Below are 18,844 nucleotides of genomic sequence, written 5' to 3' on the forward strand. Positions count from 1 at the left end.
GCACGCCGCGTCATCGCTTGATATCCGACTCGGCGCTTTCGCGCTTACCTGACTGGACCGATGACAGGGGCGGCACGGGGCCGTTCATCACGTCCGGCAACAGGAGGATTCCATGAACATCCAATCGTGTTCGAGGCGGTCGCGCGCGCGCGCCGCGGCGCTCGCGGTCTCACTCGTTCTCGTGGCTTCGACGACCTTGCTCGCGGCGCCCACGGGTGCCGGTTTCGCGCTCCAGGGATCGGTGATCGCGAGCGGTGGTGTCTCGCGCGCGACGGCGACGTGCTTCGACCTGTCGGCGACGATCGGCGAGCCGACCGCGGGCGTCGCCAGCGGCGGCGGCTTCGAGCTCGTCTCCGGCTTCTGGTCGGCACCGGTCGTGCGCGACGAACTGTTCCGTTCGTCGTTCGAGGGCTGCACGCCATGAAGACGAACATCGCCATACGGCGTGTCGCGATCCTCGCCGCGTTCGCTGCCGGCAGCGCGACGGGACAGGTCGCCCAGCTGCCCGACTTCACCTACCAGGGGCGCCTCGCCCAGAACGGGCAACCCGCGAACGGTGCGCACGATCTCTCGTTCACGTTGTACGACGCCGCCACGGGCGGCAACGCGCTCGGTGCGCCGCAGGTCGAGAGCCAGTTCCCCGTCGTCGACGGACTGTTCACGGTATCGCTGGCGTTCCCGGGCGTATTCACCGGCAACCAGACCTGGCTCGAAGTCAGCGTCGATGGGCAGCCGCTGCTGCCGCGCCAGGCGGTGTCGACGACGCCGGTCGCGCAGTACGCGCTGAGTGGCAATCCGGGCCCCGCGGGACCGACGGGGCCGCAAGGGCCGGTCGGCCCGGCCGGCCCCGAAGGTCCGGCCGGCGCGACGGGACCCGAGGGACCGGCAGGGCCGCAGGGCGAGCCCGGGCCGGTCGGCGCGCAGGGTCCGCAAGGCATCCCGGGTCCGCCAGGGCCGGCCGGTGCGACCGGCGCGACAGGCGCGACCGGCGGCAACGGCTACGACACCCTGCTCGCGACGACCGCGGAGCCGGCCGGCGCCAACTGCGCTGCGGGTGGCACGCTCGTTCGCGTCGGCCTGGACGCGAATCGCAACGGCGTGCTCGACGCGGGCGAAGTCAACGCGTCGCAGAACCGCTACGTCTGCAACGGTGCGCCTGCACCGACCATACCGCCGAACGGCAACTTCACCGCGATGCAGTACATCGACGGCTACATCCTCACCTGCGACGCCGCCCACATCTCGGGCGACAACCAGTGCTTCAACGCGCGCCTGAACGGGTTGCCGATCAACGCGGATCTCAACAGTCGCGCGAAGCTGTGCGGCATGATCGGCCAGTCGGGCTTCGGTTTCGTCGGCGTGTCCACGACCTCCAACCAGTACTACCAGTGGAACGGTGGCGCGGGCCGCTGGGATCTCGTGCTCAACGCGCCGCCGATCCAGCCGATCCAGGCGATCGACTGCGTGCCCTAGTACCCCGGCGCCGGCATCGCCCCAGCGCATCGCCCCGGCGTGCCCCCGCGCGCCGGGGCGATCGCGTGGCGCGAGCCGGTTGCGCGATGCCGTTCCGCTGCCTACATTGCCTGTCCGCCACGGGCGCGCGGCCGAGGGGACGCGGTGGAACAGGACATCACGCAGCTGCTGCATGCCTGGCATCGGGGCGATCGCGACGCGCTCGCGGTCGCGATGCCGCGCATCTACGAAGCGCTGCGCCGCAGTGCGGTGCAGCGCCTGCGCGGCGAGCGCGAGCAGACGCTCAACCCGACCGCGCTCGTGCACGAAGCGCTGCTGCGCATGCTCGGCAACGACACCGACTTCATCAGCCGCGCGCACTTCCTCGGCGTCGCCGCGCTGCACATGCGTTCGATCCTCATCGACCATGCGCGCGCGCGCCAGGCGGCCAAGCGCGGTGGCGGCGCACTGCACGTGACGCTCGGCGCGACCGCCGAGGGCGCCGCGGGCGAGGTCGGCGGCGTGCTCGACCTGCTCGCGCTCGACCAGGCCCTGACGCGGCTCGCGGACCACGACGCGCGCGCCGCGCGCGTGATGGAAATGAGCTGTTTCGCCGGCATGGAACAGGACGAGATCGCCGCCGCAGTCGGCATCTCGGTGCCGACCGTCGCACGCGACATGCGTTTCGCGCGCGCGTGGCTGAACCGGGAACTCGCTGCGTGACCGAGGCGGCGCGCGCGGATTTCGTCGAGGTGCGGCGCCTGTTCGACCTCGTCTGCGATCTCGCGCCGGACGAGCGTCGCCGCCGCTACGACGCGGAGGGCGCCGATGCGGCCGTGATCGCCGAAGTCGAGACGCTGCTCGACTGCGAAGCGAGCGACACCGTGCTGCGTGCGCCGGTGCTGCGCGCGCTCGGCGCGTACCCCGAGACCGAGCTCGGCGAAGGCGATCGCCTCGGCGCGTGGCGCCTGCTGCGGCGCCTCGGCAGCGGGGGCATGGGCGCGGTCCATCTCGCCGAGCGCGCCGACGGTCACTTCGAGCAGCAGGCGGCGGTCAAGCTCATCCGCGGCCTGCCGGGCAGCGACGCGCTCGTGCATTTCGCGCGCGAGCGGCAGATCCTCGCGACCTTGCAGCATCCGCACATCGCGCGCCTGCTCGACGGCGGCGCGACGCCGGGCGGCCAACCCTACCTCGTCATGGAGTACGTCGAGGGCGTGCCGATCGACGAGTACTGCCGCGATCGCAGGCTCGACCTGCGCGCGCGGCTCGTCCTGTTCCGCGCCGTGTGCGACGCCGTGCAGTTCGCGCACCAGCGACTGATCGTGCATTGCGACCTCAAGCCGTCGAACGTGCTCGTGCGCACCGACGGCACGCCCGTGCTGCTCGATTTCGGCATCGCGCGCGCGCTCGACCGGCCGCGCGCGGCCGAGGCGGACGGCTATTTCACGCCGGGCTACGCGAGTCCGGAGCAGCTAGCGGGCGAAACGCTCACGACCGCGAGCGATGTCTACGCGCTCGGCCTCGTCCTGTTCGAGCTCGTGACCGGGCGCAAGGCGCGCGTGGATACCGCCGACCGCACCGTCGCGCGGCTGGCCGAGGCGAGCGTACGGCCGAGCGACCTCGCGGGCGACGTGCCATGGCGCGCGCGCCTCGCCGGCGACCTCGATGCGATCGTGCTGCACGCGACCGCCGCGCGTCCCGCGTCGCGCTACGCGTCGGCGCAGGAACTCGGCGACGACGTGCTGCGCTTCCTGGAGCATCGCCCCGTGAAGGCGCGCGCGCCGACGGTGCGCTATCGCGCCGCGCGCCTGCTGCGCCGGCGTTGGCCCGTCGCGCTCGCCGCCGCCTGCGCCGTGCTCGTGCTCGCCGCATTCACCTGGCGCCTCGCGCTGGAGAACGCGCGCGCGCGCGCCGCGGAGCAGGAAGCGAAACGCCAGGCGGCGACCGCCGAACGCGTCAGCGATTTCCTCGTCTCCGTGTTCGACACGTCCAATCCGCGCCTCAACACCGGGCACCGCGACATCAGCGCGCGCGAAGTGCTCGACGAAGGCGCGGCGCGCATCGAGCGCGAGCTCGAGGATGCGCCGCAGGTGAAGGCGCACCTGCTCGACGTGCTCGCGACAGCCTACCGCCATCTCGGCGAGCCGAAGCCGAGCATCGCATTGTTCCGCACTGCGGCGGAGCTCTATCTGGATCCGCGCGTCGACGAGCCCCTGAAAGCGGCCGAGGCATTGAGCCAGCTCGCCGTGGTCTACGCGAACAACGCCTATCCGGCGACCGATGTCGAAGCGGCGGCGCGCCGCGCCCTCGAGCTGCGCACGTCGCACGCGCCCGACGATGCGCGCGCGCTCGCCGATTCCTGGAACACGCTCGGCCTCGCGTTCGAGGCGCAGGACCGCTACGAGGAAGCCGAAGCCGCCCTGCACAAGGGCCTCGACCTGCGGCGCACGCTTGCGACCGACGTGCCTGGCGACGGCATCGCGTCGTCGCTGCACAACCTCGGCCTCGTCGCCGCGAAGCGCGCCGACTACGCGCACGCGCTCGACTACTACCGCGAGGCGCTCGCGCTCAAGCAGAAGCAGTTCGGCGAGCACCATCCCGACTACCAGATCACGCTGCAGGGTTATGCGCGCGCGCTGTCCGATTCGGGCAAGCCCGCGCAGGCGGTGCCGCTGTTCGAACGCAATATCGCACTCTGCCACGAACTGTACGGCGAGCGCAGCGCGAAGTCGGCCGATGCGCACAACGTGCTCGGCTACACGCTGCAGGATCTCGGTCGCTTCGCCGACGCGGCCGCGCAGTACCGCGAGGCGCTGCGCATCCATGCCGGCGTCTCGGGCAAGGACACGGCAGCCTATGCGGTGCCGCTCAACAACCTCGCGACCGCGTACGAGGACATGGGCGACTACGGCGCGGCGATCCCGCTCTACGAGGAGTCGTTGCGCACGCGCCGGGCCACCTTGCCGGACGGCAATCGCCTCGTGTTGCGTGCCGAGTACAACCTCGCGCGTGCGCTCGTGCAGGCGGGGCGACTCGGCGAGGCGAAGGCGCCGCTCGAGCGGGCGCTCGACGGCATGCGCACGCACTTCGGCGAAGACGACCTCAATACGGCGAAGTGCGAACTCGTGCACGGCCAATGGCAGCTCGCGTCGGGGATGCGCGAGCAGGCCGCGAAGACGTTGCAGTCCCTGCTGCGCTCGCGCGCGACGCTCACGCCGCTCGTGCGGGCGCGCCGCGAGGCTTTCGAGGCCGACATCGCGGCGGCGGCGCACGACCGTGCGAGCGCGCTCGAGCATCGACGCCTGGCGCTCGATGCCGTGCGCGCGCAGTACGGCGAGACCCATCCGTACGTCGCGGAGTTCGCGCTCGCCTACGCCGCCGCCGTGTCCGAGGCCGGCCGCGACGCCGAGGCGCGCGCGCTCGTCGAACCGCTGCGCGCGATGATCGCGACGACATTCGCCGAGGCATCGCCCGTGCGACTCGGACTCGCGCGCTGGCGTTGACCCCGCCCCTCGATCACCGCGTACCGCGAGCGCTCGACATGCGCGCGCCTTTCCTGCGCTTGATGGATCAAGCGGCTGCCATCGTGGCGTCGCCGCGATGCGAGGCGGACGCCGTCCGGTGCAGCCGAGGACCATGACGCCGGCCCGCGAGTGCACGGTCGCGCCGTGTCCTCGCGCCACACGCGCGCAACCCGCGATGGCCGGGTGGTTGCGTTGCATCGCGTACGCCTTGCTGCCGGCGAGCGCCGACGACGCTCGGAGCGCAGCGCCGCCGCAGCGTCGGCGGTACCGCGCTCGCGGATGCCCGTGCGCGGCCGACAAAAAAACCGGCCCGCTTTCGCGGGCCGGCTTGCTGTGACGGCGTCCTTGCCGCTGTACTCCCGTCGGAGGCAGGAATCAGAACCGGTACTCGGCGCTGACCGAAACGAGATCCGGGTCGAACTTGAGGCCGTTCTTCTCGGCCTTGTAGTAGTCGTAGTTGAGGCCGACGCTGAAATTGTTGCTGAAGTCGTAACCGAACCCCGCGCCCGCGTACCACTTGTTGCTGTTGTCGTCGACGTGGATCGGCGCCTCGAGCACGCCGTAGCTGCCCTTGAGGTCGGCGCGGAAGAAGCCGGCGCGACCGCTGAGGTACCAGTTGTCGTTGATGTTGAAGTGGCCGTTCACGCCGAGGTTCCAGCCTTTGACCTCCGCGTCCGCGAAGCCCGGGTAACCGGACTTGGGCGAAACGTTGCCGAGGTCCGTGTAGCCGCCCTCGACGCCGAGCAGGAAGTTCGGGGCGAGTGCCCAGCGATAACCGACGTTCGCACCGAAGCCGGTGTCGTTGTCGTCGTAGGCACCCTTGCTGAGGTTGGACTGGCCGACGTTGCCGTTGACGAACCATCCGTTCGTGTCGGCCGCGTGGACGGGAAGGGCGGCCAGACCGGCCGTCGAAAGGGCAAGGGCGAGCAGGGTGTTCTTCATGATCAAACTCCAGCTTGTTGGGGGTGGGTCGTCCGCGAGACGCGATAACCCATGCGTTCGATGCATAGCGTCGCTTCCGGGTTCACCCGTCGGCGGCGTGCGTATAGATGGGATTCAGGCCCCGCATTTCAATACTGGCCGGTTCAGAATCCATTCACGCCTCCCTAAGCCCCTGAAACGGCGGGAGAAATGGCCCTGCTACGGGCGGCGGCGGGCGGATCCGAGGGAACGGTCGAGGAGCGCGGCGAGGCGCATCCCGGCTTGCCGCATGCGTCGTTCGGCGAGCGGGCGCATCCGCGCGAGGTAGGCGGCATCCACGTGGCGACGGGGCGGGTATATGCCGGCATCGCGCGTCGCGCGGCACGATTCTTCGGCCCAGTCCGCGACGCGTCCCGCGGCTGCGGGCGCGGGTTGCGCGGCCAGCTCGGCGGCGCGCGTCTGCCACTCGCCGCGTCGGACGCCGAGTACGGGCGTGTCCCAGAGCGCATGCAGGGTCGTGGCGCGCCGACCTGCGCCGCGGATCCGGTACCCATTGCCGCCGGCATCGTGCCGGTAGCCCGCATGCAGCGGCTGATGCACATCGGCGACGAGATGCACGAGCATGCGCAGGGCCTCGGCGCGTTCGTCGACGCTACGTGCGCGATCACCGAGTACGGTCGCGTAGCGATCGATCGCCGCTACCGCGCATCGGCCATCCGCGCAGTCATGCCGCGCGTCGTACCGGCAGGTCGCGTCGGCGAACGCGACGAAATGCAGCTTCGAGGTCGAATGCCACAGTGCGCGTCGGTGGCGATCGTCGCGCAGGTCGTCGGCCCAGGTCGCGACGTCGGCGAGCGCGTTCGCGCGCGAACGTGCGAGCAGCGGTCGCAGCGCCGCGCGCGTCGTCGCCGACAGCTGTCGTTCGGCGAGCGCGGCCACGATGCGATGCCCCGCAGGCCCCCACGCGCGTGCGTGCAGGGGCATGCACGCGAGCATCAATGCGAGCACGACATGCCGCGCGTCAATCCGCATCGAAGTACGCGGGCAGCTTCAAGTAGCGACGACCAAGCGCGTCCGCGGGCGGCAGCCGGCCGCCGCGGATGTTGAACTGGATCGCCGGCCACAGCAGCGTCGGCACCGCGAGCGTCGCGTCGCGCTGCTCGCGCACGGCGACGTAGTCGTCCTCGTTCGTGTCGTGGCGCAGGTGAACGTTCGAATCCTTCTCGTCGCGCATGAACGCTTGCGCGATCGCCACGGCGCCCGCCGCGGGATAGTCGTGGCAGAGGAACACGCGCGTCGCGTCCGGCAGCTCGTACAGTCGGCGGATCGAGCGGTACAGCGTCGCCGCGCTGCCACCGGGAAAGTCGCAGCGCGCGGTGCCCGCGGCGGGCGCGAACATCGTGTCGCCGACGAGCAGGGCGTCGCCAGCGAGGTAGGCGAGGCTGTCGGACGTATGTCCCGGCGTCGCGATCACGCGGACCGCGAGCGTGCCGACGTCGACACGCTCGCCGTCGCGGAGCAGGCGGTCGAACTCGCGGCCCTCCGCGGGGAAGTCGTCGCCGAGCGCAAGCAGTCGCTTGAAGGTGCGCTGCACCTCGATGATGCCGGCGCCGATCGCGAGCGGCACGCCGAGGCGGTCGCGCAGCCAACCGCCCGCGGACAGGTGGTCGGCATGGGCGTGCGTTTCGAGGATCACGGCGATCTCGAGGCCGAGTTGGCCGATGCGGGCGAGCAAGGCGCGGGCCGGGCCCGGGTCGATTCGCCCCGACGCGACGTCGAAGTCCAGCACCGGATCGACGACCGCCGCGCGCCCGCTCGCAGGATCGGCGACGACGTGCGTCCAGGTGCCGCTGGTCGGATGGTGGACGCTGTGGACGACGGGCGGGCTCGACATCGATGCAAGAATCCCAAGGCTGCGCGCAGCGTAACGCACCGGCGCCGCGCGGACATGGCGGACGCGTCGTCGCCGCGCGTAGGAAAGCCGAGCGCGACATGTCCGACCGGGCCGACCGCGGCCGACGCGTCGCGGCGCGCGTCGGCGCCGGAGCGGCTTCGAGCAGCCGCGCGATCCGGCCGGTCTGCCGCATTGGCCCCCTCGGAAGCGGCCCTGTGCGTACCCCCGCAGGGCCGGTAAAATGCGCGCCCCGCATACGCCCCATCCGAGGAGTCGTTCCATGGCAGTCAAGGTCGCGATCAATGGCTATGGCCGCATCGGCCGCAACGTGCTGCGCGCGTTGTACGAGTCCAAGCGCACGAACGAGATCCGCATCGTCGCGATCAACGACCTCGGCGACGCGGAGACGAACGCGCACCTGACGCGCTACGACACCGCGCACGGCAAGTTCCCCGGTGAAGTCGCGGTCGACGGCGGCGACCTCATCGTCGACGGCGACCGCATCAAGGTCTGTGCCGAGCGCGATCCGTCCAAGCTGCCGTGGAAGGATCTCGGCGTCGACATCGTGCTCGAGTGCACGGGCCTGTTCACGAGCAAGGCGAAGGCGGGCGCGCACCTCGCCGCCGGCGCGAAGAAGGTCATCATCTCGGCGCCGGGCGAGAAGGACGTCGACGGCACGTTCGTCTACGGCGTCAATCACGACGGCCTCAAGGGCAGCTTCGAGGTCATCTCGAATGCGTCGTGCACGACCAACTGCCTCGCGCCGCTCGCGAAGGTGCTGCACGAAAAGATCGGCATCGCGCACGGTCTCATGACGACGATCCACGCGTACACGAACGACCAGGTGCTCACCGACGTCTTCCACAAGGACCTGCGTCGCGCGCGTTCGGCGACGATGTCGCAGATCCCGACCAAGACCGGCGCCGCCGCGGCGATCGGCCTCGTGCTGCCCGAACTCGTCGGCAAGCTGGACGGCTTCTCGATGCGCGTGCCGACGATCAACGTGTCGGTGGTCGACTTCTCGTTCGTCGCCAGGCGCGCGACGACCAAGGACGAGATCGACGCCGCGATCAACGAGGCGGCGAACGGCAAACTCAAGGGCGTGCTCGGCGTCAACACGCAGCCGCTCGTCTCGATCGACTTCAACCACAACCCGCTGTCGTCGATCTACGACGCGACGCAGACGCGCGTGATGGAAGGCACCCTCGTCAAGGTGCTGTCGTGGTACGACAATGAATGGGGCTTCTCCAACCGCATGCTCGACATGACGATCGCGTTCGCGAACGCGAAGTAGACGCGGCGTTCCGCGCGGGGCGGACCGCGTAGCGCGCGCCGCCGCCGCGAGCGCCGCGGCAGCCTCACGGTGGGACTCGCGCTTCGCGCTCGACCCGCCTGCAATCCGCGAAGCCCCGGTCCGCCGGGGCTTTGCCTTTCTTGCGCCCGCTGCAGGACGGATCGATCGTCGCTCCCACTACGATCGCGCCCACTACGATCGCGCCCATTGCAATCGCGCCCACTACAATCGCGCGCATGCTGCACACGTTCGCCGTCTCCAACTACCGCTCGCTGCGCGATCTCACGCTCGCGTTGACGCCGCTCACGGTCGTCACCGGCGCGAACGGTTGCGGCAAATCGAACCTCTATCGTGCACTGCGTCTGCTCGCGCAGGCGGCCGATGGCCGCCTCGCCGAAGCGCTCGCGCTCGAAGGCGGCATTCCTTCGGTGCAATGGGCCGGGCCGCACGACATCCGCCAGCAGGCGAAACGCGGCGGGCCGATCCGGGGCACGGCGAAGAAGGCGCCGCTGCGCGTGACGTTCGGTTTCGCCGCGGACGACGTCGCGTACGAGATCGCGCTCGGCCTGCCGACACCGTCGCGCTCGCGCTTCGCATTCGATCCGGAGATCAAGCACGAGGTCGTCTGGCAGCAGCCGCCGCGGCGGCCGTCGAACACGTGGCTCCAACGCGAAGGTTTCGACGTGCGCGCACGCGGTGCGGACGGCAAATGGGCGCGGCTCGCGTTCGCGCCCGCGCGCAACCAGTCGCTGCTCGCCGAACTCGGCGAGCCCGAACGCTTTCCGGAGCTGTTCGCGTTGCGCGAGCGGCTGCGCGCGTGGCGCTTCTACGACGGCTTCCGCACCGACGCCGAGAGCCCGCTGCGCCAGCCGCGCGTGAGCGTGCAGACCGGCGCGCTCGCGCACGACGGCCGCGATCTCGCCGCAGCCTTGCAGACGATCCTCGAGATCGGCGACGGTCCCGCGCTCGAGGCCGCGATCGAGGATGCGTTCCCGGGCTCCGCGCTCGACATCCTCGACGCCGGTGATGCGCGCCTGCAGGTCGGCCTGCGCGTCGAGGGCCTGTTGCGTCCACTGTCCGCGGCGGAACTCTCCGACGGTACCTTGCGTTACCTGTGCCTGCTCGCCGCGCTCATGAGCCCGCGCCCGCCCGAGCTGCTCGTGCTCAACGAGCCCGAGCAGAGCCTGCATCCGGACCTGCTGCGCCCGCTCGCGCGCCAGGTCGTCGCGGCGGCGAAACGCAGCCAGGTGTGGCTGATCAGCCATGCGCGCGCGCTCGTCGACGCGATCGAGGACGCCGGCGGCGCCCCATCGATCGAACTCGTGCGCGAGTACGGCGAGACGCGCGTCGCGGGCCAAGGCTTGCTCGACGCGCCCGCATGGCCGTAGGGCGGGACGCAGCCGCGCCGCGGCGAGGGCCACCGACGATGCTTCGCGATGACCGATGTGGTGGGGCTCGCGACCGTGCGCGTCGCATCCATGCGCGTCGTACGCGCGCTACGTCCCATCCTACCGATGATGCGCACGCGCGCACGATTCACACGGCCGCGCGCCGCCACTCGCGCCGCAACAATCCATACAGCGCGGTGTCCTGCACGCCGCCGCCGACGCGCCAGCGTTCGCGCAAGGTGCCCTCGCGCACGAAGCCGACGCGCTCGACGAGGCGGCACGAGGCGACGTTGTCGGGATCGATGTCCGCCTCGATGCGTTCGAGCCCGATGCCTTCGAACGCGTGGCCGAGCGCGAGCTGCAGCATCGCGCCGGCCAGCCCACGACGCCACAGCGAAGGCAGCAGCGCGTAGCCGATCACGCCGCGCCTGTGCTCCCGGTCGACGCCGAACAGCGAGCAGGTGCCGACGAGGGTGTCGCTGCCGGGCAGGGTCGCGACCCATGGATAAAACTCGCGCACGGCGCGCTCGCGTTGCATGCGTTCGATGTGGTCGATCGCCTGCGCGCGCTCGGTCCATGCCGGAAAACTCCAGTAGCGCATGACGTCCGCGTCGGAGTGCAACGCGAACAAGCCTTCGGCGTCGCGCGCTGCGAGCGCGCGCAGGCGCACGCGCGCGTCGGCGAGTTCGGGGATCGGCCGGTCGTGCGCGTCCATGTGCGTGCGCTCAGTGCGCGACGAGCAGCGGCAGGTCGCTGTGCTGGAACAGGTGGCGCGTGGTGCCGCCGAGCACGAGTTCGGCGATGCGCGAGTGTCCCCAGGCACCCATCACGACGAGGTCCGCGTCGATCGCATGCGCGGCGTCGAGCAGGGCGGCGCCGCAGTCCTTGCGGGCCGTGAAGGCGCCGTAGCTCGCGACGATGCCGCGTCGCGCGAGCCACGGGCGCAGGTCGAGCCGCGGCAGGAAGCGCAGCCCGAGCGGATTGTCGACGGGCTCGCCCTCGAATACCTGCACGTGCTCCGCGCGCGCGAGCAGCGGTAGCGCACCGCGGATCGCGAGCGCGGCTTCGCGGCTGCCGTTCCACGCGACCGCGATGCGCCGGCCGACGGTGTCGCCGCGCACGCGTTCGGGCACGACGACGATCGGCGCCGATGCGCCGAACACCGTGCGCGAGACGAGCCCCCAGCCGGTCGGTGCATCCGGATTGAGCTGCGGGCGCTCGACCACGACGAGATCGCTCCAGCGCGAGGCCTGGCAGAGCGACTCGATCACGTCGCCCTGACTCGCGCTCCAGGTGCCTTGCAATCCGCGCGCGTCGAGTTCGGCCTGCCAGAACGGCGCACGTTGCAATGCGTCGCGGTAGGCGCCCTCGGCTTCGTTCACGTACAGCGCGACGGCCTCCGGCGAAGCGAACGCGACCGGCGACATCGGCACGACGTGGAGGCCGGTCGCGTACGCATGCAGGCGCTGCGCGAGGGCGAGGCCGACCGTGCCCGCGCTGCCGAGCGCGTCGGTGCGGCGCAGGTGGACGAGGATATCGAACGGACACGCGGCGGGTTCGGCCATGGCACGCTCCGGCAACGCAGTGGCGATAGCTTACGGCGTCGCGCGTCCGCGCGCGCGCCTCGCACGCGGGCGCTATGCTTGCGTCCGGCATTCCGGCGACAGGAGGCATCACGGTGCGTACGGCATTCTTTTTCGGCGCGCTGCTGTTCGTGGCGGCGGCGCCCGCGCACGCGCGCAAGGACCTCGACTGCGAGATGCGCTTCTCGCTCGCGGGCTGGTCCGCGTTCTACAAGACCGCCTCGGGCGAAGGCACGGTCACGTGCAGCAACGGCGACACGCTGCGCGTCGTCATCGAGGCGAAGGGCGGCGGCATCACGTTCGGCAAGTCGGAGATCCACGACGGGCGCGGCCGCTTCACCGAGGTGTACGACATCGAGGACGTGCTCGGCGCCTACGCGAGCGCGGGCGCGCATGCGGGCGCGGCGAAATCGGCCGAGGCGCAGGTGCTGACGAAGGGGCCGGTTTCGCTCGCCCTGTCGGGCAAGGGCAGCGGCTGGGACCTCGGCGTCGCGTTCGGCAAATTCACGCTCCGTCGCCGTTGACGCGGCGGTTGGCGCCGGCCGTACGATGCGGTACGGTGCGCATGTTGCGGTGCGCCATGCGCCGCGGGAGTGCACGATGACGACATCGGCGGCGCCGCGCTACAGCGGCAGCGAGGAGCTCGCGTCGAGCCTCATCCACGGTCTCGGCATCGTGCTCAGCATCGCCGGGCTCGCCGCCCTCGTCGCGTTCGCCGCGCGCGACGGCGAGCCGCGCCACGTCGCGAGCGTGAGCGTGTACGGCGCGAGCCTGATCCTGCTCTACACCGCGTCGACGCTCTACCACGGCATCCCGTCGCCGCGCGCGAAGCCGTTGCTGCGCACGCTCGATCACGCGGCGATCTTCCTGCTCATCGCGGGTACCTACACGCCGTTCACGCTGATCAGCCTGCGCGGCACGTGGGGCTGGTCGCTGTTCGCGATCGTCTGGCTGCTCGCGTTCGCCGGCATCGGGCTCGAACTCGCGGGCGTGAAGAGCCGCAAGGTGATGGCCGCGCTGTACGTCTGCCTCGGCTGGATCGGCCTCATCGCAATCAAGCCGCTGCTCGCGAGCATCGCACCGGGCGGCCTCTGGCTGCTGCTCGGCGGCGGCGCCGCGTACACGCTCGGCGTGCCGTTCTACCTGAGCCGGCGCCTGCCCTACAGCCATGCGCTGTGGCACCTGTTCGTCCTGCTTGGCAGCGTGCTGCAGTTCTTCGCCGTGCTGTTCTACGTGCTGCCGGGGGCCACATGAGCGAGCCATTGCGTACCCATCGCGGCGGCTGTCATTGCGGGCGCGTACGCATCGAGGTCGATGCGCCCGCGGTCATTGGCGCGCTCGACTGCAACTGTTCGATCTGCCGCATGAGCGGATTCCTGCACCTCATCGTGCCGGCCACGCGCTTCCGCCTGCTCGCGGGCGCGGACGCGCTCACGGAGTACACGTTCAATACCGGCACCGCGAAGCACCTGTTCTGCGCGCACTGCGGCATCAAGAGCTTCTACGTGCCGCGCTCGAACCCGGACGGCTTCGACGTCAACGTGCGCTGCCTCGACCCGGCGACGATCGAACGCGTCGACATCACCCCGTTCGACGACACGCGCCGCGCCGAGAGCGAGGCCGCGATCGCGCATTTGTCGATCGAAGAGCTTAAAGATTGAAACACGAAGGACACGAAGGACACGAAGAGAAGCAGGTGCAGATGAAATGCGGCGAGGGACAGCTGCTTGCGCTGGACTGTGCTCCTGTCCGGACCTGCTCACTGTCGAATGCTCTTCCTTCGTGTCCTTCGTGTCCTTCGTGTTTCAATCTTTGCTTCCGGCTCCTCACGCCACGAACGCGAACGTGAAGATGCCGAGCATCGCGAAGCAGATCGCGAGTTTGGCGATCGCGCCGGCGAGGAAGCCGATCCAGGCGCCGACGCCGACGCCGGTCGCCTTGCGCAGCGTGCCGCCCGCGACGAGTTCGCCGAGCAGCGCACCGACGAACGGGCCGAGCAACAGGCCGGGCAAGCCGAAGAAGAGGCCGAACAGCGTGCCGAGCGCGGCGCCGATCACCGCGTAACGGCTCGCGCCGACCTTCCTCGCGCCGAGCACGCCGGCGACGAAGTCGATGCCGAGCGCGATCACGGTCAGTGCGCCGAGCACGAACAGCGTGAACGCGCCCGCGTGCGCGAAGCCGTCCGCCCAGGCCGCGAGCAGCAGCCCGCAGAACAGCAGCGGCACGCCGGGCAACGCAGGGAGCACGGTGCCGACGAGGCCGACGATCACGAGGATCGCGGCGACGACGTACCAGAGCGCGTGCAGGTCCATTCGGCGTCCCCGTTCGATCGGTCGCTCACTCTAGCCGATCGCGTCGCGCGGCGCGGGCGTGCCGGACGGCGTGACGTCACGAGTAGGCCGCATCGGGCCGCAAGCCCGCGAATGAACCCCTCTTCCTGCCCTGCGGTCCTCCGGACCCGGGTTCGCGCCTGCGGCGCAGTCGGCGCCGGGCGCGGTGATCCGCCCTGGCGTGCCTCGGTGCGCGCGATGTGGAACGGCCGAAGCCGCTCCCACGCGACGTCCGTCCGTCCAGCCCGGTCACGCGCGATCGAGACGGAACTCGATCGGCACGACGCCCCAACCGGCGACCGGCTCGCCGTCGCGCAACACGGGCTTGAAGTGCGCGCGCAGCACGGCGTCGCGCGCAGCGGTGTCGAGATCGGCGTGGCCGGAGCTGCGCGCGATCTCGACGCGCTGCACGTTGCCGCTCGCATCGACGAGTACGTCGAGCAGCACGTCGCCCTGCCGGCGCGCGCGCAACGCCGTTGCGGGATACCTCAGCTTCAACGCGCCGTCGTAGGCGAGGCGTCGCGTCTCTCCGCCGGCCGCGCCTCCAGGCATGCCGTTCTCCGGGGACGACGGACGTGCCGGCGCGATGTCGACCGGCGTGGGCGTCGCCGGAACCTCGATCACGCTGCGCGCAGGCGCCGGTGGTGCGATCGACTGTGGACGCGACGGCGCGTGCTGCACGGGCGCGCGCGGCCGTGGCTCCTGCTCGGGCGGAGGCGGCGGCAGCGGCGACGGCTCCTCGATCAGGGTCGCTTCGACGCGGCGTGGTTCGATGCGTTCGACCTGCATCGTGAGCGGCACCGCGACGGCCATCGCGGCGATCGCATGCATGAGGAAGCTCGTGCCCAGCGCGGTGACGCGCTGCCAGTCGGGCCGCGGAAGATGTGCGGCTGCGGGGGTTGCCATGGTCGTGCCTCCTCCGGTAGGTACGGAAGCGGAAACGCGGCAGCGCGTGGAGTGGGGTTCGGGGGGACCTTCGCTCGGCCAGGAGCGCGCCGCGATCGCATGCCACGACGGCGCGCAAGCCCCGCCGATCGGCGCGGCGCAACGTCGATGGGACAACGGCATGCCTTCGCGCTCCTTCGGCAGTGGACAGTCGAAGGGGAGCCGCTGCATGGACATGCACGATGTTCGCGTCGTCGTGACGCCCGATGACCTCGCGCGCGTAGGCGCGTTCCGCTACCGCATCTACGTCGAGGAACAGGGCAAGCACGCTGCGCATGCCGATCACGTCGCGCGCACCCTGATCGAGCCGCTCGACCACACGGCGTCCAGCATCGTCTACTACATCGAACGCGAGGGCGCGGTCGTCGCGACCATGCGCGCCGAGTTCCTCGACGACGACGCGCGCGCTCGCCATGCGGCGGCCTTCGATACGTTCGACTTCATGCCGCCGTCCCAGGTGATGCATTTCACCCGCCTCATGGTCGCGCCATCGGCGCGCAGCGCGGACGCTACGCCGAAACTGCTCTTTCTCGGCTTCGCCCTCGCCGTACTCAAGGACCGGTGCTTCGGCCTGCTCAGCTGCAAGCCGGAACTCGTGCCCGTGTTCGAGCGCTACGCATGCCTGCAGTACGCCGAGGGCTACATCGATACCGAGTGCGGCGCACAGGTACCGATGGCGATCCTCGGCGAGACGCACTACCTGCGCGAGCGCGCCGCTCCACTCGCCGACTGGCTCGCGGACCATCGCGCCGACAGTCCGTACACGCAGCACGTACTCGAACGCATCGCACGCTTCCATGCGGGACGGCCGCGCGCGCGTCCCGCGTGCCGGCTCGTCGCCTGAGGCCGATCATGGACCCCGTCATCCGGGCTATCGCCGAGGCGCAGCAACGCTTCGCCACCCTGCTCCAGCGCGCGATCACGCAAGCGCCGCTGACGGTCGTGCAATACCAGCGCTACCTGTCGATGCAGTACCACCTCACGCGCGGCGTGCAGGGCTACTTCCTGCGCGCGGCGGCACATCCGGCGCTCGCACGACGACGTGCACTGCGCCGGTTCCTGTTCGACTTCGCGGCCGAAGAGGAACACCACTACCTCGTCGCCGCCGCCGACCTCGAGCGCATGGGCTTGCCGCTGCTGCCGGAGCCGCTCGACGTGACGCTGTGGCATGCGCATTTCCGCGCGGTGGTCGATGACTGGCCGTACCTGCGGCTGGGCGCCGCGTGCGTGCTCGAGAACCTCGCCGGAGGTACCGCGCGTGATGCGACACGCGCCGCGCTTGCCGCGCCCTTCCTCACGCGCGAGAACACGCGCTTCGTCGTGCTGCACCTGCACGAGGCACAACCGCACGGCGAGCAGATCGTGGCCGCGCTTGCCGCGTCGTCGCCCGACGACAGCGAGATCGACGACCTCGCGACCGGGGCGCGCCAGGCGACCGTGCTGTACCTGCGCATGATGGAGTGGGCGCTGTTTCCAGGCTCGCTCGCGGCGAGCCTCGATGCGATGCCGCCGAGCTCGCCGACCGACGCGCGCCTCGTGCCGGGGCTCGCGACATGAGACGGCGCTTCGCGCGATCGATGTGGCATGCAGCCTGCCTATGCCTGCTCGCAGCTGCGCTGATCGCTTGCGGCGCGCAGATCCTGTCCCGCCATCTGCGCCACGCCGTCGCCGAGGAGCTGTCGCATCGGGGAGGCTGAGGGCGCGCCCCAGACCGGTGGATTTGCGGGCATCCGCGTTGTTGTATACCCTTCGCGAAGCGGACGGGATCAGGGGGGTCCCATGTCTGTCGGCGAAGGAACGATGGCCGTCGACGCGATGCCCGTGACCGACCTGGTCGCCCGTATCGCCGCGGGCGATCGTCGCGCCGAGCACGACTTCGTGCGCCAGTACGAACGCGGCGTGCGCGCCCTCGTCCGGCGCCACTGCCGTCCCAACGACCCCATCGCCGACGACCTCGCCCAGGACGTGCTCGCGCGCGTGCTCGAGCGCCTGCGCGCGGGCGCGATCCGCGATGCCGCCGCGCTGCCCGCCTACGTGCAGGCGACGATCGTGCACACGACGAGCGCCGAATACCGCGCGCGCCGCGCGACCGACGGCCCGGCCGCGCTCGACGACATGCCCGCGACCGACGACCCCGTCGAACGGCTCGGCTCCGACCAGCTTGCCGCGCTGCTGCGCCAGTTGCTCGCACAGCTACCGGTCGCGCGCGACCGCGAAATCCTCGTGCGCTTCTACCTCGACGAGCAGGACAAGGACGAGGTCTGCCGCAGCCTGGCCATCGACGCCGCACACTTCCACCGCGTCGTGTTCCGCGCGCGCGAACGCTTCCGCGACCTGCTCCACCGCGCCGGCCTCGGAGGACCCTGAGTGAGACAGTCCGCCCACCAGCACCTCCATCCCCTGCATGAAGGGGCACCGCGCATCGCCAGGAGGGGCATCACGTGACCCCGGGCACGCAGACCCGCATGGCCGCCTGGCTCGAAAGCGCCTGGCTCGCCCGCTACCTCGATCGCCAACTCGAAGGCGAGGAGCTCGCGTGGTTCGAGGCGTATTTGCTGGACAAGCCGGAGTTGGTGGAGGCGGTGGAGGTTGATGCCGGCTTGCGCAATTCGCTATCCGTTGATCGCGCGTTGTTTCGGCCCCAGCGAAGTCGGCGCGCGTTGGAAGGTCTACGCAAAATTTCGATCTCCGTCACCGCCTCCCTTGTTCTGGGTGCGAGCGCCGGCTGGTTTGCGCGTGGAGTGGGAGATGGAGACGCTCCGGCCATCATGCCCAATCCAGCACGGATGCTCTTCGATACGTTTAGAGGGCTATCTGTCGTACCCGAGTTGGATGAGTCAGACCCCCAATCTCCGTTTGTATTGATCGAGGTATCCGTTCCGCCGGAGGCCCGGCAAGTTGTACTTATTGCTGGTGAGCAAAGTCCAATGCGACTCGTCGGATCAAGCGATGGGTTCGTGAGCTTCCTAGTACGTCGAGATGCCACACCCAGCAGGCTCGTCCTTCGCTATGAGATCAATGGCCGCGTCATCCAGTATCCCTTGCAAGTCGCTCATTCCAAACGGAGGTAGGGACCATGATATCGAATCGACTGCAGCTCCTGACCTTGATCCTTTTTGCCGCCCCTGTAGAGGCCGCTGCGCTCGAATGTCAAATCGACCAAGTCCAAGAGGTACGCACGGACGACCCCACATTCGGTACTGACCTCAACCTTCGTGGCGAAGCGAGAATCACTGTCGCAAAGTACAAGTCGCAGTTCGTTCCCGTGTGTAGCGTAGTGTTCGGCGCCCAGAGCCACTCCTCGACGTACAAGGATAATTGCGAGCATCGCAACGTCATTCTGGCGGGAGTGCTGTCGCGTACGAGCACGGACGAGGCGAGCTTGACCCTGATTGGCGCTAAGACCTTCGAGAAGGTCGACATCCCCATGCTGGCATATTCTTCGACATACAAGCCCGTCACTAACGATGACCTCGTTGCGTACCTCAGAGGCAAAGAGTCGAGCGGGCAAGG

At 70.0% G+C, this 18,844-nt stretch carries 21 protein-coding genes; 14 read left to right on the forward strand and 7 right to left on the reverse strand.

The window, feature by feature from the left end; translation table 11 throughout:
- The first annotated feature begins 112 nt into the window (after nucleotides 1-112).
- The 4 genes from VI238_RS12025 (at nucleotide 113) to VI238_RS12040 (ending at nucleotide 4,955) form a co-directional block, all read left to right on the forward strand.
- Complete coding sequence (locus tag VI238_RS12025) at nucleotides 113-424, forward strand: hypothetical protein (protein ID WP_331651649.1); 312 nt, start codon at nucleotides 113-115, stop codon at nucleotides 422-424.
- The gene (locus VI238_RS12030) at nucleotides 421-1,473 is read left to right on the forward strand and encodes a DUF7151 family protein (RefSeq protein ID WP_331651651.1); all 1,053 of its coding nucleotides are present in this window, start codon (nucleotides 421-423) and stop codon (nucleotides 1,471-1,473) included. The genes VI238_RS12025 and VI238_RS12030 overlap by 4 nt, the downstream gene beginning before the upstream one ends.
- A gap of 144 nt (nucleotides 1,474-1,617) precedes the next feature.
- A complete protein-coding gene (locus VI238_RS12035) occupies nucleotides 1,618-2,175 on the forward strand; it encodes an ECF-type sigma factor (RefSeq protein ID WP_331651653.1) in 558 nt (185 codons plus the stop codon).
- Nucleotides 2,172-4,955: a serine/threonine-protein kinase gene (locus tag VI238_RS12040; RefSeq protein ID WP_331651655.1), complete on the forward strand. Its 2,784-nt coding sequence runs from the start codon at nucleotides 2,172-2,174 to the stop codon at nucleotides 4,953-4,955. Before VI238_RS12035 ends, VI238_RS12040 begins: the two co-directional genes overlap by 4 nt.
- 396 nt (nucleotides 4,956-5,351) lie before the next feature.
- On the opposite strand, the gene VI238_RS12045 is transcribed toward VI238_RS12040, so the two are convergent.
- The 3 genes from VI238_RS12045 to VI238_RS12055 all read right to left on the reverse strand — a co-directional run bounded on the left by VI238_RS12045 (nucleotide 5,352) and on the right by VI238_RS12055 (nucleotide 7,791).
- On the reverse strand, nucleotides 5,352-5,918 hold the full coding sequence (locus VI238_RS12045; protein ID WP_331651657.1) for a porin family protein: 567 nt from the start codon (nucleotides 5,916-5,918) through the stop codon (nucleotides 5,352-5,354).
- Nucleotides 5,919-6,116: 198 nt separating this feature from the next.
- Entirely contained in the window at nucleotides 6,117-6,881 is a 765-nt protein-coding gene (locus VI238_RS12050; RefSeq protein ID WP_331651659.1) for a S1/P1 nuclease, read from the reverse strand.
- A gap of 37 nt (nucleotides 6,882-6,918) precedes the next feature.
- Entirely contained in the window at nucleotides 6,919-7,791 is an 873-nt protein-coding gene (locus VI238_RS12055; protein WP_331651661.1) for an MBL fold metallo-hydrolase, read from the reverse strand.
- 280 nt (nucleotides 7,792-8,071) lie between these two features.
- On the opposite strand from VI238_RS12055, the gene gap reads away from it, so the two are divergent.
- Nucleotides 8,072-9,085 (forward strand): type I glyceraldehyde-3-phosphate dehydrogenase, encoded by a 1,014-nt coding sequence (gene gap / locus VI238_RS12060; protein ID WP_331651663.1) that lies wholly within the window; start codon nucleotides 8,072-8,074, stop codon nucleotides 9,083-9,085.
- 236 nt (nucleotides 9,086-9,321) lie between these two features.
- Nucleotides 9,322-10,473 (forward strand): AAA family ATPase, encoded by a 1,152-nt coding sequence (locus VI238_RS12065; RefSeq protein ID WP_331651665.1) that lies wholly within the window; start codon nucleotides 9,322-9,324, stop codon nucleotides 10,471-10,473.
- A 148-nt stretch (nucleotides 10,474-10,621) separates the two neighbouring features.
- On the opposite strand, the gene VI238_RS12070 is transcribed toward VI238_RS12065, so the two are convergent.
- Both VI238_RS12070 and VI238_RS12075 read right to left on the reverse strand, forming a co-directional pair.
- Entirely contained in the window at nucleotides 10,622-11,188 is a 567-nt protein-coding gene (locus VI238_RS12070) for a GNAT family protein (protein ID WP_331651667.1), read from the reverse strand.
- Between the two features lie 10 nt (nucleotides 11,189-11,198).
- Nucleotides 11,199-12,038 (reverse strand): universal stress protein, encoded by an 840-nt coding sequence (locus VI238_RS12075; RefSeq protein ID WP_331651669.1) that lies wholly within the window; start codon nucleotides 12,036-12,038, stop codon nucleotides 11,199-11,201.
- Nucleotides 12,039-12,112: 74 nt separating this feature from the next.
- On the opposite strand from VI238_RS12075, the gene VI238_RS12080 reads away from it, so the two are divergent.
- From VI238_RS12080 to VI238_RS12090, 3 genes are all read left to right on the forward strand, one after another.
- Nucleotides 12,113-12,580: a hypothetical protein gene (locus VI238_RS12080; RefSeq protein WP_414650061.1), complete on the forward strand. Its 468-nt coding sequence runs from the start codon at nucleotides 12,113-12,115 to the stop codon at nucleotides 12,578-12,580.
- Between the two features lie 76 nt (nucleotides 12,581-12,656).
- The gene (gene trhA / locus VI238_RS12085; protein ID WP_331651673.1) at nucleotides 12,657-13,310 is read left to right on the forward strand and encodes a PAQR family membrane homeostasis protein TrhA; all 654 of its coding nucleotides are present in this window, start codon (nucleotides 12,657-12,659) and stop codon (nucleotides 13,308-13,310) included.
- Nucleotides 13,307-13,717, forward strand: coding sequence for a GFA family protein (locus tag VI238_RS12090; RefSeq protein ID WP_331651675.1), 411 nt, complete (start codon nucleotides 13,307-13,309; stop codon nucleotides 13,715-13,717). The genes trhA and VI238_RS12090 overlap by 4 nt, the downstream gene beginning before the upstream one ends.
- 165 nt (nucleotides 13,718-13,882) lie before the next feature.
- On the opposite strand, the gene VI238_RS12095 is transcribed toward VI238_RS12090, so the two are convergent.
- Nucleotides 13,883-14,368: a DUF456 domain-containing protein gene (locus tag VI238_RS12095; protein WP_331651677.1), complete on the reverse strand. Its 486-nt coding sequence runs from the start codon at nucleotides 14,366-14,368 to the stop codon at nucleotides 13,883-13,885.
- 267 nt (nucleotides 14,369-14,635) lie between these two features.
- Nucleotides 14,636-15,292, reverse strand: coding sequence for an energy transducer TonB (locus VI238_RS12100; RefSeq protein WP_331651679.1), 657 nt, complete (start codon nucleotides 15,290-15,292; stop codon nucleotides 14,636-14,638).
- A 208-nt stretch (nucleotides 15,293-15,500) separates the two neighbouring features.
- Between VI238_RS12100 and VI238_RS12105 the strand changes: the two genes are divergently transcribed.
- The 5 genes from VI238_RS12105 to VI238_RS12125 form a co-directional block, all read left to right on the forward strand.
- Nucleotides 15,501-16,175 carry an N-acyl amino acid synthase FeeM domain-containing protein gene (locus VI238_RS12105; protein ID WP_331651681.1) on the forward strand — a complete coding sequence of 225 codons (675 nt, stop codon included), beginning with the start codon at nucleotides 15,501-15,503 and terminating at the stop codon, nucleotides 16,173-16,175.
- Nucleotides 16,176-16,183: 8 nt separating this feature from the next.
- Complete coding sequence (locus VI238_RS12110; RefSeq protein WP_331651683.1) at nucleotides 16,184-16,888, forward strand: hypothetical protein; 705 nt, start codon at nucleotides 16,184-16,186, stop codon at nucleotides 16,886-16,888.
- A gap of 243 nt (nucleotides 16,889-17,131) precedes the next feature.
- A complete protein-coding gene (locus VI238_RS12115; RefSeq protein ID WP_331651685.1) occupies nucleotides 17,132-17,698 on the forward strand; it encodes an RNA polymerase sigma factor in 567 nt (188 codons plus the stop codon).
- 98 nt (nucleotides 17,699-17,796) lie between these two features.
- The gene (locus VI238_RS12120) at nucleotides 17,797-18,402 is read left to right on the forward strand and encodes a hypothetical protein (protein WP_331651687.1); all 606 of its coding nucleotides are present in this window, start codon (nucleotides 17,797-17,799) and stop codon (nucleotides 18,400-18,402) included.
- A 5-nt stretch (nucleotides 18,403-18,407) separates the two neighbouring features.
- The coding region (locus VI238_RS12125; RefSeq protein ID WP_331651689.1) for a hypothetical protein at nucleotides 18,408-18,844 on the forward strand (437 nt) is incomplete at its 3' end.

It is taken from the genome of Dokdonella sp. (assembly GCF_036518555.1).
Classification (GTDB): Bacteria; Pseudomonadota; Gammaproteobacteria; order Xanthomonadales; family Rhodanobacteraceae; genus Dokdonella_A.

Bases quoted from the DNA above. Each gene is read 5' to 3' on its own strand.
- VI238_RS12075 (WP_331651669.1), bottom strand. From the start codon at position 12,038: ATGGCCGAACCCGCCGCGTGTCCGTTCGATATCCTCGTCCACCTGCGC.
- VI238_RS12025 (WP_331651649.1), top strand. From the start codon at position 113: ATGAACATCCAATCGTGTTCGAGGCGGTCGCGCGCGCGCGCCGCGGCG.
- VI238_RS12050 (WP_331651659.1), bottom strand. From the start codon at position 6,881: ATGCCCCTGCACGCACGCGCGTGGGGGCCTGCGGGGCATCGCATCGTG.
- VI238_RS12070 (WP_331651667.1), bottom strand. From the start codon at position 11,188: ATGGACGCGCACGACCGGCCGATCCCCGAACTCGCCGACGCGCGCGTG.
- VI238_RS12115 (WP_331651685.1), top strand. From the start codon at position 17,132: ATGGCCGTCGACGCGATGCCCGTGACCGACCTGGTCGCCCGTATCGCC.
- VI238_RS12095 (WP_331651677.1), bottom strand. From the start codon at position 14,368: ATGGACCTGCACGCGCTCTGGTACGTCGTCGCCGCGATCCTCGTGATC.
- VI238_RS12030 (WP_331651651.1), top strand. From the start codon at position 421: ATGAAGACGAACATCGCCATACGGCGTGTCGCGATCCTCGCCGCGTTC.
- VI238_RS12055 (WP_331651661.1), bottom strand. From the start codon at position 7,791: ATGTCGAGCCCGCCCGTCGTCCACAGCGTCCACCATCCGACCAGCGGC.
- VI238_RS12100 (WP_331651679.1), bottom strand. From the start codon at position 15,292: ATGGCAACCCCCGCAGCCGCACATCTTCCGCGGCCCGACTGGCAGCGC.
- VI238_RS12080 (WP_414650061.1), top strand. From the start codon at position 12,113: ATGCTTGCGTCCGGCATTCCGGCGACAGGAGGCATCACGGTGCGTACG.
- VI238_RS12065 (WP_331651665.1), top strand. From the start codon at position 9,322: ATGCTGCACACGTTCGCCGTCTCCAACTACCGCTCGCTGCGCGATCTC.
- VI238_RS12110 (WP_331651683.1), top strand. From the start codon at position 16,184: ATGGACCCCGTCATCCGGGCTATCGCCGAGGCGCAGCAACGCTTCGCC.
- VI238_RS12045 (WP_331651657.1), bottom strand. From the start codon at position 5,918: ATGAAGAACACCCTGCTCGCCCTTGCCCTTTCGACGGCCGGTCTGGCC.
- gap (WP_331651663.1), top strand. From the start codon at position 8,072: ATGGCAGTCAAGGTCGCGATCAATGGCTATGGCCGCATCGGCCGCAAC.
- VI238_RS12090 (WP_331651675.1), top strand. From the start codon at position 13,307: ATGAGCGAGCCATTGCGTACCCATCGCGGCGGCTGTCATTGCGGGCGC.
- VI238_RS12105 (WP_331651681.1), top strand. From the start codon at position 15,501: ATGGACATGCACGATGTTCGCGTCGTCGTGACGCCCGATGACCTCGCG.
- trhA (WP_331651673.1), top strand. From the start codon at position 12,657: ATGACGACATCGGCGGCGCCGCGCTACAGCGGCAGCGAGGAGCTCGCG.
- VI238_RS12120 (WP_331651687.1), top strand. From the start codon at position 17,797: ATGGCCGCCTGGCTCGAAAGCGCCTGGCTCGCCCGCTACCTCGATCGC.